Origin of the sequence: Microbacterium terrae (assembly GCF_017831975.1) — a bacterium.
Lineage (GTDB): Bacteria > Actinomycetota > Actinomycetes > Actinomycetales > Microbacteriaceae > Microbacterium > Microbacterium terrae.
In genome coordinates, this window is the sequence record NZ_JAFDSS010000001.1 from 434,462 (window position 1) to 451,131 (window position 16,670).

Genomic DNA, 16,670 nt, shown 5'->3' on the forward strand with positions numbered 1-16,670 from the left:
GACGCGTCGGATCGTGTGCTGGTGCTCGCGGGGTGGGGTCGGGGCGGTGTCGTTTCGATATCCGGTTCAGTCAGGGGTTCGAGGTCATCACGCATTGCTCTGGCCTCCTTGTTCGAGTGCGTGTGGGAGAGCGGAATCGGTGGTCCGCAGCCAGCGGCCGACCGTGGAGGGGTGGACCCCGAGACGTCTACTGATCGCTCTGTTGGACAGGCCGGACGCGCGGAGGATCTGCGCGTCGTGGTGCCGCGCCGATGCGGCAGTCAGGAGCGAGACTTCTTCGTCGACGGATGCCGAGTCGATCGTGGGGCCGGGGCGCCGCATGAGGATCGACGTCAGGTGCGTGATCGCGAGGAGCACGAGGGGTGGGACTGCCGCGACCGACGCGGCGAGGGCAGCTGGGACGTCGCTGTCGGCGGCGAGAATCGCGTGAATCGCGTTGGCGACGACCGAGACCGACGCGCCGGCGAAGAGCAGGACCCATGGGTACCAGACGCCTCGCGATCCGGTGAGGACGACGGCCGCGACGGTGGCGACGACGATGATGCCGTCGACGATGAGCGGCCAGGCCCAGGCCTGTTCGGGGCTGAGTCCGGAGCGTTCCGCAAGGTCCGCAAGCGAGGTGAACGAGAGCCAGAAGGCGCCGGCGGCGATGAAGAATGTTCCGGCGATCGCTGTGAGGGTCGCGAGCCGGATGCCATCGACCGGCCGGGGCATCACGACAGGCTCCTGCAACGTCCCGGTTGCTGACGGGGGAGCGGAGGAAGCGGCGGGGGGAGCTGCGGCGCGTACTTGCGGATCGTGGCGTCGTAGCCGCTGCGTCGCCACGCGGACTTGACCGTGGCGTTGATCTCGCGCCTGTCGAGACCGATCTCCTCGGCGACCGGCGCGAGCGCGCTCATCGCCTCGGGGAACTCGACGCCGGCGTCGAACAGCCGACATGCTGCCCAGAAGAGCCCGCGATTGCGTTCCCCCTCTCGCAGGTGCGAGACCCAGACCGCCAGCGCATCGGCGTTCCCGCGGTCCGCCTGCGCTGTGTAGTAGCGCGTGGCGGGGCGCGGATCGACGAAACCCCGCAGGGCGGTCGAGTCGAGACGCTCGAAGCGGGCGGTCGACAGGGAGAAGGTTCGATAGCTCGAGACCCCGTCGTCTGTCGCCACCGCAGACGGGGGGATGAGGACGTAGCCCCCTTCGCCCCTGAAGTCGATGTGCGCCCGGGCAGACACCCAGCAGGGGCTCTCGATACCGCTGTTGACGTAGTAGACGTGCATCCCGCCCGACGGCGTGCGCACGCGAGCGAACTCGCCGGCGGCGACGCCGTCATCGATCGCACGTTGGAAGGTCGCGTAACCAGAACCGGACGCCTTCGTGTCGACGTCCACGACGTCGACACCCGACTGGCGGCCGGTCGGCATGCCGATGTTCGCCTCGGGCCAGCGCCGCCACCAGCCGTGCACGACGTGGCCGAGAATCGACGCGTCGTGGAACCCGTTGCGCGTGAGCGGACGCTTGCCGCCGGGAACACACGGGAACACCGGGACGTCGGCCAGCGCGAACGCGAGTGCGGCCTCGGGCCGAGACATCCGTGCCGTCGTGAACAGGAGGTCCGCTACCGCGAGCATGTCGGCCTCCCAGCGACTTCGCGGCCGACAGGGCGGTCCGCGGGGCGACTGAAGTGCGCGTCCGGTGCACCGCGCTCGAGCTGCACGGATGTGTGGCCCCGATGTGCCTTCGTCGTGAGAGCGTCGAGGATCTCGACTGATGCTCGTCGCACGCGCTCACCTGTGTCCTGCACGACTTCGGCGACGGTCTTGCCGTTCACGGTTGACGCCCACGAGGCGACGTACGGGATCGTGTAGATGCTCGTGTCCATCCCGTGCGCGGCTCCGACCATGAGGGCGACAGATTCCGCTTCGACCTCGCCGATGCCGCGATGGCTGATGGCTTCGTGGTCGGGGCCATGCAGTCGGATGTGGGCGAGCTCATGCGTCAGGGTCTTCACCCGGGCCGCGGCATCCATGTCGGCGCGAACGACGACGGTGCGGGCAAGGAAGTCCGTGCGACCGTTCGCGCCGCCGATGTCTGTCGAATCGGGAACGCTCGAGAGCGAGAAGTCGTCAGCCTCGACGAGCCGTGCGAGTTCATTCCACAAGTCGGCGGGAGCTTCACCCCGCAGCAGTTCCGGACGTTGCTGCCCGGGGATCGGCGGACCTGAGGTCTGCGAGACATCCCACACGTACGCGGGCCTCACGCCGATGAGCCGCGAACGTACGACTTCGCCCGCCTGCGGGCGCTCGCCGCGGCGAAGTCGCCGCCATGACATCGAGTCGTTCGGCGTCTGGGTAGCGAAGTTGCCGGTGACCGGAGCGAGGATCGCGTAGCCGCGCTGTCCCTTGAGGACCTGGTGTCCGAGCTGCTGCCACTGGCGGAAGCCGGCGACGAAGGTGGGCACAGGCTCCGGGACGAGTCCGTGCTCGAACGCCGATGCGTGCTGCACCCAGATCAGCAGCGTGTTGTTGAACGACCGCGTCCGGAAGCGGGCGGCGAACTCCAGCGCGCGCCTCCACTCATCGCCCGACGTCAGCTCCTCGACGGCGCGCGCCAAGCGCTCGTGCACCTCACGCAACTTCTCCTCCGCGCTGGAGCTGGCTCGCTGCTCGTCGGTCATATCGTCACCTCGTTCGCTGTCTGCCCTCGCGGATCAGGTGCACCGCCGCATCCGAAACCGGTGGCGAGATCTGCGAAGCCGATGAACACGTCACCGAGTCGACAGGGCCAAATCCGCCAGAAACAGGCCAGATGCGGGTCAGAATGAGTCAGAGTGGGATGACGAGATCTGACGCGAGGGTGCCGATGAGTGCAGCGCAACGACCGACCGGAACCGAAAGTGGCAGGCGCCTTGCCGAGTTGATGCAGCTGCGCCACATCAACATCCGCGATCTGGCTGCGCGCGCCGGCTGCGACGAACGCACCATCCAACGAGCCCTCAACGGCGAGACGACGCCGCAGTTGCGCGTCGCCGAGAGCATTGCCGAAGTGCTGGAGTGCGAGCCGGATGACCTCTGGCCGCGCCCCGGCTCCGGAGCATCATCGAACGGCGCGCTGACGGTCAGGCTGTTCCCGTCACGCGCACAGGTCCCGGTCGACGTCTGGCGCGACGCGCTCGCGGCCGCAGCATCCCGAATCGATATCTGCGTCTACGGTGGAACGTTCCTGTTCGACAACGTCCACGGCTTCCTGCGTTTGGTTCGGGATGCTGCATCCCGCGGTGTTCAAGTCCGTATCGCCGTGGGTGACCCGGGTTCATCCGCTGTGCACCAGCGCGGCATCGAAGAGGGGATAGGCGACGCGCTCGCCGGCCGTTGCCGGCTCACGCTGTCGCGGCTCTCACCGATCCACGATCTCGACGGCGTGGAGGTCCGCACCCACTCGACCCCGCTCTATGTCTCGATGTTCCTTATCGACGACATGCTCTACGCAAACCACCACATCCTCGGCTCGCCCGCCGGAGACAACCCGGTGATCGAGATCCCGCGTGACCTCGACCCTGAAGTGTGGGAGAGCTACACGAACTCGTTCGAACAGATCTGGGCCGGTGCGCACCCCGCGCACTACCCGGCCCGCTGATCGCGAAAGGCTACTCATGGCACGCATCGACTACTACAACGACCCCGACGCGCCGTTCCCGAACAGCGTCGTTCCGTCGACGACGAGCGTCGTGCTCGACGACGAGGGTCGCATCGCGCTGGTGCATCGGAAAGACAATGGCCTCTGGGCGCTGCCCGGGGGCGGGATGGAGCTGGGGGAGTCGATCGAGGACTGCGCCGTTCGGGAGGTCAAGGAAGAGACCGGCCTGGATGTCGAGATCACCGGCCTCATCGGCGTCTATACGAACCCGCACCACGTGATGAAGTACGACGACGGCGAAGTGCGCCAGCAGTTCTCGCTTTGCTATCGCACCCGGCTGCTCGGCGGCGAGCTGACCTTCGACAGCGAGTCCACCGACATCGCATGGGTCTCACCCGATGCGATCGGGGAGTTGCCGATGCATCCTTCGATGAAGCTGCGGATCGACCACTTCCTCGAGGGACGGAGCGAGCCCTATCTGGGGTGATCGCCGATTCGGGAGAGTCGTTTGTTGACACGGTCAACGGCGGCGAGAAGATCCGGCGCAGATGCCGACACCGCGTCGTGGACGGGAGTGTTCGGCTCGTAACGCGTGAGGATCTCGGCGACGCGGTCGGCGGCGGCGATAGGTTCGCCGGTCGGTGACGTCGTCATGTCGGCAAAGGTGACGATATCGAGAACGTCTGCTGGTGGGGGAGCGAACTCCTCGAGGTCGGCGAGAAGACCGCGCTGCCGCGCTTCGAACTCCGCGCCGGTATGGAACGCTATGAGCCGCACGACAAGGTCGGGCATGCCGGCGTCGCGTGCGAACCGTGCACCGTCGACGGGGTGGAAGCCGCTCGTCCCGAGAGCGGGCGCATAGCCGACGTCGTGCAGCCATGCGGCGGCGACGATCTCGTCTGCATGCTCGAGGTCGAGAGTCGGTGCGATGTCTGCCGCCGTCGCGGCGACGCCTTGGACATGCGCCCAGCGTCGAGGCACGTCGGCGAGATGACGTTCCGCCAGTGCTTGAGCTTGGGTCGCGAGGTCGCTGTGCATCGTGTCCAGAGTAGAGCTGACGTGGGTCGAGCGAGCGTCTACTACGACACCCATGCGATGACATCGGGGACGAGCGAGATCACGACCCCAATGAATGCCAGAGTTCCCATCGGCACAAACATCCGTGATGTCTCGGACGAAAGTTGGCGAATGACTCGATCCCTCCGCTCGTAGGTGTCGAGCCGTGGCATGAGGCCATCGTCGTCTCCGTCAAGCCACATGCGCGTCCGGAGCGGCATCGACGCGCGTGCTCGTCCGGAGGTGATGCCGCGAAGTGCTGCGCGTTGCAGCGCAGCTGGGCTCGCCCGCCAGTAGCTCAAGGCTGAAGCGCCAAGAAGCCCGATCGCGCCTGCCGTCGCAACGCTGGCCAACACGATCCCGCGGAAGCGGTAGAAGTACTCGTTCGCAGAGGCTGCGGTGTTCACCCGCTCGAGGTCAAGAGCGACCAGCGTCGCCATGTACGCGCCGAGCGCGAACGTGAATCCGGTCCAGACCAGCCGACCAGCCCAGAGTCCGAGCCGCGGAAGGACCGTTCGAGGAGGCTCGACGCGGGCAGGTAGGTGCGCGACCACCACAAGGCCGGCGACGACAAGAGGAAGAACGCCGCCGGCGATCGCAATGCGATCACTCTGGACTTGAGCGGTCCTGGCAGTCCGGACACGGCAACGAGAACGACCAGCAGGCAAACAGTGACTGCGAGCAATCCGTACCACGCAGTCGGCTGACGCAGCCGCTGACGAACGCCGATCGATGATGTCTGCCTGCTTGCTCCCGTCATGCCTTGAGCATGGCGCACGCCCGCGACATCGCACGCCGCACCACAAGGTGGCCACGCCTCTTGCAGTTGAGGCGCACCTCCTTCCTGAACGGAGGAGGTGCGGCGGTGACGGTGTCGATGCGGGTGATGAGCGCGGGCGACGGCTACAAGTACCTTCTTCGCACTGTCGCCGCGGGTGACGGCGATCGCTCGCTCTCGACACCGCTGACCCGGTACTACTCCGCCGAAGGAACCCCGCCCGGACGCTGGATGGGAGGTGGTCTCGCAAGCCTGGGCCGCAGCATCCACACGGGTGCGGAAGTCAGCGAGCGCCAGCTGCAGCTTCTCATCGGGATGGGACGTCACCCGATCAGCGGCGAACCGCTTGGCCGCGCATACCCGCAGTACGCACCGACTGACGATGCGGCATCCCGTCGTCGTGCGGTCGCGGGATACGACTTCACATTCTCGATCCCGAAGTCGGCGAGCGTGCTCTGGGGCGTTGCAGGCGCAAGCATTCAAGAGCGCATCGTCGGCGCCCACCATGCGGCCGTCGCTCAGACCGTTGCGTATCTCGAACGCGAGGTTGCCGCGACGCGTATCGGGGCAACGGCGCGCGACGGGGCCGTTGCGCAGGTCGGCGTCGCGGGAATCATCGCAACGGCATTCGATCACTTCGACAGTCGCGCGGGCGATCCTCACCTGCACACGCATGTCGTGATCAGCAACAAGGTGCAGACGCTGCTCGACGGCAAGTGGCGCTCACTCGACGGGCGCCCACTCCACGCGGCGGTTGTTGCGCTGTCGGAATTGCACGAGGCGCTCTTCGCGGATGAGCTGACCCGTCGACTCGGCGTGGCATGGGAGCCGCGTCAACGCGGCCGCGATCGCAACATCGCGTGGGCGATCAGCGGCGTGCCCGAGAATCTGGTGCGCGAATTCTCATCGAGAGCGCGTGACATCGATGTCGCCACGGATGCGCTCATCGCGGAGTTCCTCGAGCGCCACGGCCGTCGTCCCGAGCCGGCGACGATCATGAAGCTGCGTGCCCAGGCGACACTCTCGACTCGGCCCGAGAAGACGGTCCGGTCGCTCGCAGAGCTCACCGCGGCGTGGAGGGACCGCGCCGGCCAGATTCTCGACCGGGATGCTGCATCCTGGGCTCGTTCAGTCGCCCAGGGTGCTCCGCCAACGGTCGTGCGCGCCGAGGACGTCCCCCTCGAGGTTGTGGAGTCACTCGGACGATCGGTGGTCGACGCCGTCGCGGAGAAGCGCACCACCTGGCGTCGATGGAATCTCCTTGCCGAGGCGGCGCGTCAGACCATGAAGTACCGCTTCGCCGCGGCATCCGATCGCGAAGTCATCACCGAGATGGTTGCCGACGCGGCCGAGCGGGCATCTCTGCGTCTGACCGCGCCGGAACTTGCGAGCAGCCCCGTCGAGTTCCAGCGGGCCGACGGTAGCTCCGTCTTTCGGCCGCGCGCTGGTGCCCTGTTCACCGCGCACACGCTGATGGATGCTGAGGCGCGCCTGCTCGCACGATCGCGCAATCTGCTCGCACCGCGCGTGGATCCCCACATTCTTCGCCGCCGCACAGCGGTAGTCACGCTGAGCAATGCTCAGGTGACCGCGCTCGCAGCGGTGCTCGGGTCTGGCCGCGCGCTCGACGTGCTCGTCGGGCCAGCGGGCGCCGGCAAGACGACCGCTATGCTCGCACTCCGCAAGGCGTGGGAGGCGACGCACGGGGCGGGTTCGGTTGTCGGACTTGCGCCGTCGGCCGCGGCAGCGCACGTGCTCGCGGCCGACATCGGCATTGCGACCGAGAACACGGCGAAGTGGTGGCAGAACCACCTGATGCGCGGCGAGACCCTCCGAGCAGGACAGCTCGTGATCATTGACGAAGCCTCGCTCGCCGGCACGCTGTCGCTCGATCGCATCACAGAACTTGCGACGGATGCCGGTGCCAAGGTGCTCCTCGTCGGAGACCACGCTCAACTCCAGGCAGTCGACGCGGGTGGCGCATTCGCGCTCCTTGTCCATGACAGGGACGACGTGGCGCACCTTTCGGATGTCCACCGCTTCCGTCACGACTGGGAGAAGCGCGCGAGCATCCAGCTGCGTGACGGTGACGTTGACGTCGTCGAGACGTACGCGGAGAACGACCGAATCCGAGAAGGAACGGTCGAGGCGATGATCGACGAAGCCTACTCGGCTTGGCGCAAGGACATGGGGGCCGGAAAGTCCAGCATCCTTGTCAGCGACTCGAACGACGCGATCGCGACGCTCAACGCTCGCGCTCGAGCCGACCGCATCCTCGCCGGCGAGGTGACCGGCGCGCACGAAGTCGAACTGCGGGACGGATCTCGCGCCGCACGCGGCGACATCGTGATCACCCGCCTGAACGACCGGCGACTCCGCACGGGCAGATCCTGGGTGCGCAACGGCGACCGTTGGGTGGTCGACGAGGTGCTCGCGGGTGGAGAGCTTCGTGTGCGACGCGCAGACGCGAAACGGAGCTGGTCGGTCGCCCTGCCCGCGGACTACGTCGCGGAGAACCTCGACCTGGGCTATGCAATCACCGCTCACCGCGCGCAGGGAATCACTACCGACACCGCGCACACGCTCGTGCAGTCGGGCATGACTCGCGAGAACCTCTATGTCTCGATGACGCGCGGACGCGAGGCCAACACGGCCTATGTCTCGACGGACCGGCCGGATCTCGAGCACGTCGAGCCGCATCCTGGCGATGACGCCCGCGCCACTGCGCGCACCGTGCTTCGAGGAGTCATGCAGCACGTCGGCGCTGCGCTTTCGGCGCACGAGCGCATGGGTGCGGAACAGGACAACTGGGGATCGATCGCGCAGCTCGCAGCCGAGTACGAGACGATCGCCGCCGCAGCACAACGTCCGCGATGGGTGGCGCTGATCGAAGCCTCCGGTCTGACACGCGAGCAGGCGGCTGCCGCGATCGAGTCGGACGCGTTCGGGCATCTGAGCGCCGAACTCCGGCGGGCCGAGGCCGGGGGAGCGAACGTCGACGCGCTGCTCCCCGCGGTCGTGCGTTCGCGAGGCTTCGACGACGCTCAGGATACTGCGGCGGTCCTCGCGGCCCGGGTTGCTCGGGCGTCCGAAGGCCGGCGGCAGAGTCTCGGGCGGCGGGTGCCTCGCCACATCGTTGGTCTCCTGGCTGAGGCGCTGGGGCCCATGCCTGACGAGATGCGCCATTCGCTCGACGAGCGCCGCGGTCTCATGGATGCCCGCGCCATGGCGCTTGTCGATCGGGCACGCGAGCGTGGGGACCAATGGCTCCATGAGCTCGGCGCGGCACCGGTTGCATCGACACAAGCTGTCTGGCGTCGCGCTGCGACTGTCGTCGCCGCATACCGCGATCGGTACGACGTCCGCAGTCGCGATGCGATCGGCCCAGAACCTGAGACCGACGCCCAGAGACGGGATGCCGCAGCCGCTCGTGCAGCGATCGACGCAGCCCGTCGAGCTGAACGCGCGGCGCAGCAGGCTCCGGTGGGGCGTCCGACGCATCGGCGAGGAGCCACGCTCTCCCGATGAGGCCCCTACCGAGTGTCCGCGGACCGTTCTAGCATGAGCCGTAGCAACCTCATCTGCGCCACCGCTCGGTGCGGCGGCACGACATCGGCTCCGGCCAGTCCCTTCACGTTCTCGTTGCTGAACCTACGGAGGGAAGCCGCATGTTCGGACTCATCTGGAGCCTCAGCGCTCACATCCATTCGTTCCTACGTCGCGCGATGCCGACGAACCTCTTGATCGCCGCGATCATGACCCGCCGCGGGCTCAAGTGGGGCGCGCCTGCGATGCTCCTCGCCCCCGTGTACCTGCTTGGCGCCGTCGTCTCTGTCGGACTCATCGGTCAAGGGGCGCCGAAGTGGCTGTACCTGCTCGCGTTCATCTGCCTGTGGAATGCGATCAAGTTTGTGGTTGTCGGCCCGGTGACCCTGATCCGCCTCGCCTACCTTCGGATGCTTGAGGCTCGCGCGCGTCACGTAGCCGCGTTGCCCGTCGCGAGCGACGGCACCGAGGTGGCTCGGGTTGAAGCGGAGCGCGCCGGCGCGACCGTCTGACGCTGGCGGACCCACCGCTCGCTTTCGATCCGTATCCGGGCACTGCACGCAAAAGGGGGTTGCTCGCGCTTAGGAGCCCGTTGTCGAATCGATCGCTGTTGTCGGAGCCTGTCGGTACGCTCTGAGCATGAGTCTGATTGACCGGGCCGAACCGCGACGCGAGTCCGCCATCGCGGCCATGGATCCAGCTGATCAAGCCGCGCGGGGGCCGTACTTCGCGCTGTATCAGTCAGCCTTCACCAACGCGAGGCTGGTCTGCGTCTCCTACTTCCCTGACCGGGCCATCGTGCGGAAGTTCCTGACTGACCTCGCGTGCGAGACGAAGGCGTGGTGCGCGCCCGCCCCGACGCACATGATCCATCGCGACGGGGCTAAGTTCGCCGGCCCGCTCGCCGTGGAGACGTCGTGAGCACCGATATCTATCCGCTATTCCTAGACGAGCCGACCGACGTCGACCTGCTGTCGTTCGACGCTGTCGCCGGCACGGTCGTCGATGCCCTGCTCGACCCCCGTCTTGACCCCATTGCGCTTGGACTCTCGGGCTCATGGGGGAGCGGCAAGACCTCAGTGCTGCGCATCATCGCAAAGCAGTTGAAGCCGAAGCCGGGCGAGCCGGTGTCGTGTCTCATCATCGAGACTGACCCGTGGCGATACGACCCACAGCTCGGAATCAAAGAGTCGCTGATTGGCGAGATCCTCTCAGCCATCGAGGAGGCTCTCCCCGAGGAGGGCGTCGGCGCGCAGTCGAAGGCGCTCGTCAAGCGTCTCTTGAAGCGGATCGACTGGACCAAGGCGATGAAGCTCGCTGCCCAGTCTGCGGTCACAGTGTCCCTGCCCTCGCTCGATAGCGTGCTGAGCCTCGTCAAGCCGAAGGAAGGCGGAGACGAGAACGGCCCTGAGCCGATCACAGACATGGTGCAGTTCCGTGCCGAGTTCCGCGCTCTCCTCGAGTCGGAGGGTATGGAGACGATCAAGAACGTCGTCGTACTTGTCGACGACCTGGACCGCTGCCTTCCCGAGACCGTCGTCGAGACGCTCGAGACCATCAGACTCTTCCTATCGGTGCCGAAGATGTCGTTCGTCATCGCTGCTGACGAAGAGCGCGTTGCAGACGCAATCGCTACTCGCTATCCCGCTGCTCCTGAAGCGAAGCCGGGCGAAGAGACCCCGGCCCAGCTCTATCTGCACAAGATCGTTCAGACCTCGGTGCCCGTACCCGCGCTCTCGGACTTCGACACTGAGGCCTACCTTGTCCTCCTTCAGATCCGCGCGCTGGTCGAACCAGCCGAGTACGCGCAGATCGTGAGCGATGTCTCTGTCGCACGGCGTGGTGCGATCGCGTTGGAAACAGTCGCCTCGCTCCAGAAGGACGAGTTCCTCGAGCAGCGCAACAACGCGGCCCGAATTCGCCCGATCGTTCATGAGAAGACGAAGGGCAACCCTCGACGCATCAAGCGATTCCTGAACGACCTGTCGGTGCGATTGAGCATCGCGGCTCGCCGCGGAATCACACTGGACGCGGCCACGATCGCGAAGCTCATGGTGCTCGAGCAGTACTTCCCTGACGAGTTTAAGGAGGTCACCGGCTGGCTGCGCGAGCAGACGCTCCGGCAAAATCTCGCTGCCCTCGAAGCGCAGGCCGGCACGCCTCAGGCTGACGACGAAGCGGAACAACCCGAACCAACGGACGACGCCGAAACCGAAGAGGACGGCGGTGCTGCTGTCGAAGCGGGAGCAGGAAGCGAGGCTTCTAAGCCACGGTTTGGCGACGGACTGATCCGTTGGGCGCGGCTTTCTCCGCCGCTCGCCAAGAAGGACATCGCGCCGTATCTCGTCTTCGCAGCAAGCTTCAAGAGCGTCTTCCTGGCTTCCGAAGGACTGCCGGAATCGATCCGCGACATCGCGACGCAGATCCTGTCGCGATCGGTTGGTGAAGCCCGTCGCGTGACCGAGGACATGCTTCGCAACCTGCAGAGCAGCGAAGCGGACAAGCTGATCCACCACATCGGTGGCGTGATCGCTGATGAGCCACAGAAGCAGTCGGCCGGCATCGTCGCGATACTTCGCATTGTTCGTGTTCAGCCATCGTCTGTGGCGACGGCTATCGCGGCACTGAAGCGGTTGCGGCCTGCGGATCTCAAGGTGGGCGGTTTCATTCAGCTTCGTGCGGACGACCCTGAGCCGATTGTCGAGCAGATGACGCAGATGGCGAACGTCAGCGGACGTAAGGAACTCATTGAAGCTGTTGCTGCTGCCAAGGAGGGCATCTAGTCATGGGGACGAGCTCGTCGTATAAGGGGTCGACGGGCAAGGTCGGTCGTGCCCTCCGCGATGGCGTCGGCCAGTGGGCGGATGGTCAGTCGGCCGGCCAGAAGTCGCGCATTCCTGAGGGTGTCGTCGCTCAGGCGCTGAAGATCCCCGTGTTCTCGCGCCGCTCGTCAGGTGGCGGTGGCGGTGGGGCCGGCGGTGGCACTGGCCGCAAGCAGAGCGCCCCGCGTCGTGACGCGCGCGCGTATGCCGCGACCGCGAGCCGTGCTGCCAATCTCGCCCGGGCTTTCCGCGAAGGTGATCGCGAGGCCCTCACAAAAGCCGGTCTCGACTTCGATTCGCTATCCGCCCTGCCTACCCGAGCCGAAATGGTTCGAGCCATTCTCGACGTCGTCTGCGAGGCGCAGACTTCCAGCGACATCCCCGCCGAAGAGCAGCGAGACATCGCACATCACCTTCTCGAGTGGATGCTCGACACGGATGTGAATCCATCGACGCCGGACGCCGCCGCTACCGCTGAACACGCTATCGGCGTGATGATCGCCGAGATCTTCATCTCCGAATCAGACGAGTTCACCTCGACCGGCTCGGTGTCGCGCGAGGACTTCATCGATGAGGTCTACGACGCGAGCCATCAGTTGGCCGCACGCGCCAATCTGTCTGAGGCGGGTGCAAGTCCGGATGCTATCGACTCGGCTATCGAGCGTGGCCTTCATAGTCTCCGCCGCATCTTCAAAGACGGAGCCGAGTAATGGTGTTCTCCTATGAGCTGACTGTCACGCCCGTCCCATCCACGCCGACCTCCGATGCGGATCGAACCTTCTATTGGCATGACGCCCATTCCCACCGGTACTTCCGGGCAAACTACGGACCGCTGCTGGGTGGCCTTGGCGCAGTCAACGACCGCAACATCGATCTGGTCCGCATCGCTATTGCCGTGCTCGCAGCGGACCGCTCGTCGCTGCGCTCGGGTCGGCTGTCCAACTGGAATCAGCGGGACATCTCCGTCGCTGTGGAAGTGCTCGCGGCAAGTCCGTGGCGGACCGTTCAGCCTGAGCTCGAGAAGCTCCTCGGCTTCCTCACCGGCGATATCTGGCGGTTCACGTTTCGGGAAGACGCCGGAGGTCCGGAACAGATCGCTACTGTCGGTCTCGGCGCAACGCGCGTAGTGCTCCTCAGCGGCGGAGCGGACTCAGCGACGGGTGCTCTGCTCTCCGCGGTCGACCTCGCTTCGCGCGGTGAACAACAGGTCCTGGTCTCGCACTGGGCATCCTCCAATCTGACCCCGGTTCAGTCGAGAGTCGCAGCCGCGATTGAGGAGATCGCGCCCGGAACCACTGCCGATCATGTGAAGGTGTTGCTGGCGCGGGGTCGTCATTCACCGACTGGCAAGGCCTACGGCAAGGAGAACTCGACGCGGTCACGTTCGTTCCTCTTCATTGCTTTGGGGCTCGCGGTGGCTTCGGTTCACAAAGTGCCGCTCTGGCTGCCCGAGAACGGTTATGCATCGATCAACCCGCCGCTCTCTCGAAGTCGTCGGGGGAGCCTCTCAACGAAGACAACGCATCCGAAGTTCCTCGGCGACCTGATCTCCCTGCTCGCATCGGTGGGAGCGCACCACGATCTGGTCAACCCGCACGCGGCCGAAACGAAGGGCGAGATGTTCCAGCGTGTCCGAGAGCTGCTCGGAAACGAGCGCGCGAGCAAGTTCCTGAGCGATACGTGGTCGTGCTCGCACACTGGCCAGAAGTCGTACGGGATCCCGGCTTCGGTGGCGTGCGGAGTGTGCTTCGGGTGTGTGCTTCGACGGGCCTCGTTTCACGCGTCCGGATTGGACGACAGCACGCCCTATCTCGTACCCGCGGACGACCAGCAGACGGCCTGGGTGAAGGAGAAATCCGTGGTGCCGGCCATGAGTGATTTCCTGCGCGATTCATTCGGTGAATCGGATCTTGCGAAGCTCCAGCTCCCGTCGAGCATCGCTCTAGCCGACGCTCTCGAACTGTGCCGACGAGGACGCGAGGAACTGCAAGGGCTCGACCTATGAGGGTCCCCCCACCGCTCGACACCCATGCGCACGTGGACCCAGGCATCGATGGTGCCGAGCTGCGAAAACTCGGCGCCTTCATTTTTGCGATGACTCGGTCCCTCGACGAGTTCGAAACAGTGCGATCCCGCTCTGATCTCAGGACGCTCTGGGGTGTCGGGGTTCACCCGGGACTCGTCCGAGCGCAGACAGCATTCACGGTCGAGCGTTTCCGACAGCACATTCAAGACACGCCACTCGTGGGTGAGGTCGGCCTAGACGGCTCGAGTCGAGTGCCGATCGAGCTGCAGACGGCAACATTCCGACACGTTCTAGAGGAGCTCCAGCGTCACCCTCGGATAGTGAGCGTGCATAGTTCCGGCGCGCACCTGCGCGTGCTGCGAGAGCTGCATCGCACTCCGGTCGAAGGCGTCATCCTGCATTGGTGGACCGGGGGAGCTGAGGCCACCGAAGAGGCTGTCCGGCTCGGGTGCTACTTCTCCCTGCCGCCAGCCATGATGTCCGCGGATGAGACACTCAGCGTGATCCCGCCCGACCGCATCCTTTCGGAGACTGACCACCCTTACGGGGATCGCCGCGTACCCGGACGAAGGCAGCCAGGTGGCACTAGCGAAGTCGAGCAGTGCACAGCACAACGTTTCGGCGTCGACAAGCTCAGTCAGCGTTTCTCGTTCTGGGACAACTTCGCTCGCCTCGTGCAGCAGGCCGGGGTTAGAGATCGCCTTGGCAGTGAGTGGCGAGATGTTCTCGATAGACACAGCCGCTGAAGTTGCGGCCCCGCTCTTTGAAACCACCCCATAGCTCGCCCGAGGAGTTCACCGATGAGCGCACCGTACGTCTCGATCAAACGGTTGGTCGATAACTCGCTCGCTGCGATGCTCGCGGCCGTCGAGGTCTACAACAAGCCGCAGATGACGTACCGCGATGAGGTGACGGTCATGCTGATCGTCAACGCGTGGGAGCTGGCGCTGAAGGCCACCCTGCGGCAGAAGAACCGATCGATTTTCTACCCAAAGAAGCGCGGCGAACGCTACCGGTCAATCGCGATTGACGACGCGCTCGGACGCGTCACTGCCAGCAAGCTCTGGCCGGCGGACATCGATGGCCCCGCCGTTGTGGCAAATGTCAAAGCGCTCACCGGGTACCGGGATCGGGCAATCCACCTGTACAACGCGCAGGGCCTCGGCGCGGTCATCTACCCCTTCTTGCAGCAGAACATCCTGAACTATCGGGACTTCATGGTTGCCAAGTTCAAGAAGGACCTGGCCGACTCGATGACCTGGCAGCTGCTCCCGCTTGGTGCGACGGCGCCCGCGGATGCAGTGCAGTTCATGAAGGTCGACAAGAACGCCACGATGGTTGCCGAGGTCGAGGACTTCATCACCGAGCTTCGGCATCTGATGGACGTCGCTCAGGCGGCAGGCGGCGACATGGGACGGGTGGCCACGGTCTACGACATCCACATGCAATCGCAGAAGAAGATGAGCAGCGCAGATCTCGTGGTCGCAGTCTCGCCTACCGCTGACGGCCAGATTGCGATCCGCAAGACCGACCCGAACCAGACACACCCGTACAGTGCGACCAAGTTACTCGAGAAGGTCAACGAGAAGCGCACAGGACGCAAGCTGACGAGCCGTGATCACCAGGCGCTGTGCTGGCAGGATCAGCTTCGCGAGAATCCGAAATACGCGTGGAAGCACACCATCGGCGCTTCACATTCATGGTCTGGGGAGACTGTCGCATACATGGTCTCGCTGAGTGACGAGCAGTACGACAGTGCCCGAAAGGGCTACAGCGCAAGCCTTCGCGGAGTTGCGAAGTGACCAGCCTTACCCTCGAACCGATCCTGCGCCATCCCGGGATTGACCTCGCGGATGCGCTCGTGATTCGTCACGCCTACGTCGAAGAGCACGAAGACAGCGGCCTCCGAGGCATCCATGCGGAGCCGACCGACGCAGAAATCCTCGCGTACACGAACAATCAGTCGGCGAGCAGCCGGAACTTCCTGCCACGATGGCGGCGCGCGTTCACGGTGTTTTGCGCCGGCCAGACCTCGTGCGATTGCCGGTCGTGGTGCGGGCCACTCCGGCGCGTTCTGGTGCACAGCGGTCAGCGCCGCGGCGATGCACGTATAGCCCGTTCTCCGGATGCTCGACTGACGTGCCCTAAACGAACGCACGGGGAAGCCACTCGATGCGCCACCGCTTATTCATCGAGAACTCAGCCGAAGTCACTCCAGATTGTCCGAGCGGAGGCGTAGTATCGATCTCGTCAACGACAAGAAACGCCAGGTCAGACCTAGGTATGTCGAGATCACTCGAGGCGTGCAGCACTCTCAGAGAACTCGAATCGAAATCGTGAGGTCGCGGGTTCAAGCCCCGCTCCTGCTACGAAGAAAGACCGCCCTCGGGCGGTCTTTCTTCGTTTTTCGTCGCCAATACGACTGTGGTGTTCTCGCCTCGACGCTGGCAGGATGAGGTGTTGCTCACGCTCGTGGAGACCCGAGGTCACGGCTCGGATCATGGGTAGCGAGTCTGCGACGCCGGCGGAGAAGACGGTGACTCGCGAGTTGGCACAGGCGAACATCGCGTTCGGCCTCAGCGGGCTGCTCGCTCTCATTCCACACTGGTGGCCGATCGCGGGCTTTGCTGGAGCGGCCTACCTGTGCTTCGCGTTCCTGGGTCATCTTCGCAACCCCGGGAAGAACGCTCAGGAGCAGTTCGCGCTCTGGACTGACGCAATCGTCGCGGTCGTCGTCCTCGTCACCAGCGTCTACGCCGTCGTCGCGCACGCCGCGCTATGAAGGACCGGTCTGCGGGCAGGGACTACCGTGGCGAAC

The 16,670-nt window shown here is 65.3% G+C and carries 16 protein-coding genes; 11 read left to right on the forward strand and 5 right to left on the reverse strand.

The window, feature by feature from the left end; translation table 11 throughout:
• Positions 1-87: 87 nt before the first annotated feature.
• Genes JOD63_RS01905 through JOD63_RS01915 form a run of 3 tightly spaced genes read right to left on the reverse strand, consistent with a single transcriptional unit; the run spans position 88 to position 2,665 of the window.
• A complete protein-coding gene (locus JOD63_RS01905) occupies positions 88-714 on the reverse strand; it encodes a DUF2637 domain-containing protein (RefSeq protein ID WP_045277413.1) in 627 nt (208 codons plus the stop codon).
• Entirely contained in the window at positions 714-1,619 is a 906-nt protein-coding gene (locus tag JOD63_RS01910) for a bifunctional DNA primase/polymerase (RefSeq protein WP_045277213.1), read from the reverse strand. The genes JOD63_RS01905 and JOD63_RS01910 overlap by 1 nt, the downstream gene beginning before the upstream one ends.
• Positions 1,607-2,665, reverse strand: a complete 1,059-nt coding sequence (locus JOD63_RS01915; RefSeq protein ID WP_045277214.1) for an ArdC family protein — start codon at positions 2,663-2,665, stop codon at positions 1,607-1,609. Before JOD63_RS01915 ends, JOD63_RS01910 begins: the two co-directional genes overlap by 13 nt.
• A gap of 185 nt (positions 2,666-2,850) precedes the next feature.
• Between JOD63_RS01915 and JOD63_RS01920 the strand changes: the two genes are divergently transcribed.
• Both JOD63_RS01920 and JOD63_RS01925 read left to right on the forward strand, forming a co-directional pair.
• Complete coding sequence (locus JOD63_RS01920) at positions 2,851-3,624, forward strand: helix-turn-helix domain-containing protein (RefSeq protein WP_169748430.1); 774 nt, start codon at positions 2,851-2,853, stop codon at positions 3,622-3,624.
• Positions 3,625-3,640: 16 nt separating this feature from the next.
• Positions 3,641-4,111, forward strand: a complete 471-nt coding sequence (locus tag JOD63_RS01925) for an NUDIX hydrolase (protein ID WP_045277216.1) — start codon at positions 3,641-3,643, stop codon at positions 4,109-4,111.
• On the opposite strand, the gene JOD63_RS01930 is transcribed toward JOD63_RS01925, so the two are convergent.
• Both JOD63_RS01930 and JOD63_RS01935 read right to left on the reverse strand, forming a co-directional pair.
• Entirely contained in the window at positions 4,099-4,662 is a 564-nt protein-coding gene (locus JOD63_RS01930) for an HD domain-containing protein (RefSeq protein ID WP_045277217.1), read from the reverse strand. The two genes, JOD63_RS01925 and JOD63_RS01930, sit on opposite strands and share 13 nt — an antisense overlap.
• Positions 4,663-4,703: 41 nt before the next feature.
• A complete protein-coding gene (locus tag JOD63_RS01935; protein WP_045277218.1) occupies positions 4,704-5,120 on the reverse strand; it encodes a hypothetical protein in 417 nt (138 codons plus the stop codon).
• Between the two features lie 425 nt (positions 5,121-5,545).
• Between JOD63_RS01935 and mobF the strand changes: the two genes are divergently transcribed.
• From mobF to JOD63_RS01980, 9 genes are all read left to right on the forward strand, one after another.
• The gene (gene mobF / locus JOD63_RS01940; protein ID WP_245618074.1) at positions 5,546-8,986 is read left to right on the forward strand and encodes a MobF family relaxase; all 3,441 of its coding nucleotides are present in this window, start codon (positions 5,546-5,548) and stop codon (positions 8,984-8,986) included.
• A 140-nt stretch (positions 8,987-9,126) separates the two neighbouring features.
• Positions 9,127-9,516 (forward strand): sulfate permease, encoded by a 390-nt coding sequence (locus tag JOD63_RS01945; RefSeq protein ID WP_211088028.1) that lies wholly within the window; start codon positions 9,127-9,129, stop codon positions 9,514-9,516.
• A gap of 127 nt (positions 9,517-9,643) precedes the next feature.
• The gene (locus JOD63_RS01950; protein ID WP_045277219.1) at positions 9,644-9,925 is read left to right on the forward strand and encodes a BsuBI/PstI family type II restriction endonuclease; all 282 of its coding nucleotides are present in this window, start codon (positions 9,644-9,646) and stop codon (positions 9,923-9,925) included.
• Complete coding sequence (locus tag JOD63_RS01955) at positions 9,922-11,787, forward strand: KAP family P-loop NTPase fold protein (protein ID WP_052682639.1); 1,866 nt, start codon at positions 9,922-9,924, stop codon at positions 11,785-11,787. The genes JOD63_RS01950 and JOD63_RS01955 overlap by 4 nt, the downstream gene beginning before the upstream one ends.
• Positions 11,788-11,789: 2 nt before the next feature.
• Complete coding sequence (locus JOD63_RS01960) at positions 11,790-12,536, forward strand: hypothetical protein (RefSeq protein WP_157004071.1); 747 nt, start codon at positions 11,790-11,792, stop codon at positions 12,534-12,536.
• Complete coding sequence (locus JOD63_RS01965; protein ID WP_052682640.1) at positions 12,536-13,831, forward strand: hypothetical protein; 1,296 nt, start codon at positions 12,536-12,538, stop codon at positions 13,829-13,831. Before JOD63_RS01960 ends, JOD63_RS01965 begins: the two co-directional genes overlap by 1 nt.
• Positions 13,828-14,598: a TatD family hydrolase gene (locus tag JOD63_RS18330; protein WP_084613771.1), complete on the forward strand. Its 771-nt coding sequence runs from the start codon at positions 13,828-13,830 to the stop codon at positions 14,596-14,598. Before JOD63_RS01965 ends, JOD63_RS18330 begins: the two co-directional genes overlap by 4 nt.
• A 54-nt stretch (positions 14,599-14,652) precedes the next feature.
• A complete protein-coding gene (locus tag JOD63_RS01975; protein WP_045277221.1) occupies positions 14,653-15,654 on the forward strand; it encodes a DUF3644 domain-containing protein in 1,002 nt (333 codons plus the stop codon).
• A 734-nt stretch (positions 15,655-16,388) separates the two neighbouring features.
• The gene (locus tag JOD63_RS01980; protein WP_157004072.1) at positions 16,389-16,634 is read left to right on the forward strand and encodes a hypothetical protein; all 246 of its coding nucleotides are present in this window, start codon (positions 16,389-16,391) and stop codon (positions 16,632-16,634) included.
• Positions 16,635-16,670 lie beyond the last annotated feature (36 nt).

Coding starts and splice junctions, on each gene's coding strand:
- JOD63_RS01905 (WP_045277413.1), bottom strand. CDS start 714: ATGCCCCGGCCGGTCGATGGCATCCGGCTCGCGACCCTCACAGCGATC.
- JOD63_RS01910 (WP_045277213.1), bottom strand. CDS start 1,619: ATGCTCGCGGTAGCGGACCTCCTGTTCACGACGGCACGGATGTCTCGG.
- JOD63_RS01915 (WP_045277214.1), bottom strand. CDS start 2,665: ATGACCGACGAGCAGCGAGCCAGCTCCAGCGCGGAGGAGAAGTTGCGT.
- JOD63_RS01920 (WP_169748430.1), top strand. CDS start 2,851: ATGAGTGCAGCGCAACGACCGACCGGAACCGAAAGTGGCAGGCGCCTT.
- JOD63_RS01925 (WP_045277216.1), top strand. CDS start 3,641: ATGGCACGCATCGACTACTACAACGACCCCGACGCGCCGTTCCCGAAC.
- JOD63_RS01930 (WP_045277217.1), bottom strand. CDS start 4,662: ATGCACAGCGACCTCGCGACCCAAGCTCAAGCACTGGCGGAACGTCAT.
- JOD63_RS01935 (WP_045277218.1), bottom strand. CDS start 5,120: ATGGCGACGCTGGTCGCTCTTGACCTCGAGCGGGTGAACACCGCAGCC.
- JOD63_RS01945 (WP_211088028.1), top strand. CDS start 9,127: ATGTTCGGACTCATCTGGAGCCTCAGCGCTCACATCCATTCGTTCCTA.
- JOD63_RS01950 (WP_045277219.1), top strand. CDS start 9,644: ATGAGTCTGATTGACCGGGCCGAACCGCGACGCGAGTCCGCCATCGCG.
- JOD63_RS01960 (WP_157004071.1), top strand. CDS start 11,790: ATGGGGACGAGCTCGTCGTATAAGGGGTCGACGGGCAAGGTCGGTCGT.
- JOD63_RS01965 (WP_052682640.1), top strand. CDS start 12,536: ATGGTGTTCTCCTATGAGCTGACTGTCACGCCCGTCCCATCCACGCCG.
- JOD63_RS18330 (WP_084613771.1), top strand. CDS start 13,828: ATGAGGGTCCCCCCACCGCTCGACACCCATGCGCACGTGGACCCAGGC.
- JOD63_RS01975 (WP_045277221.1), top strand. CDS start 14,653: ATGAGCGCACCGTACGTCTCGATCAAACGGTTGGTCGATAACTCGCTC.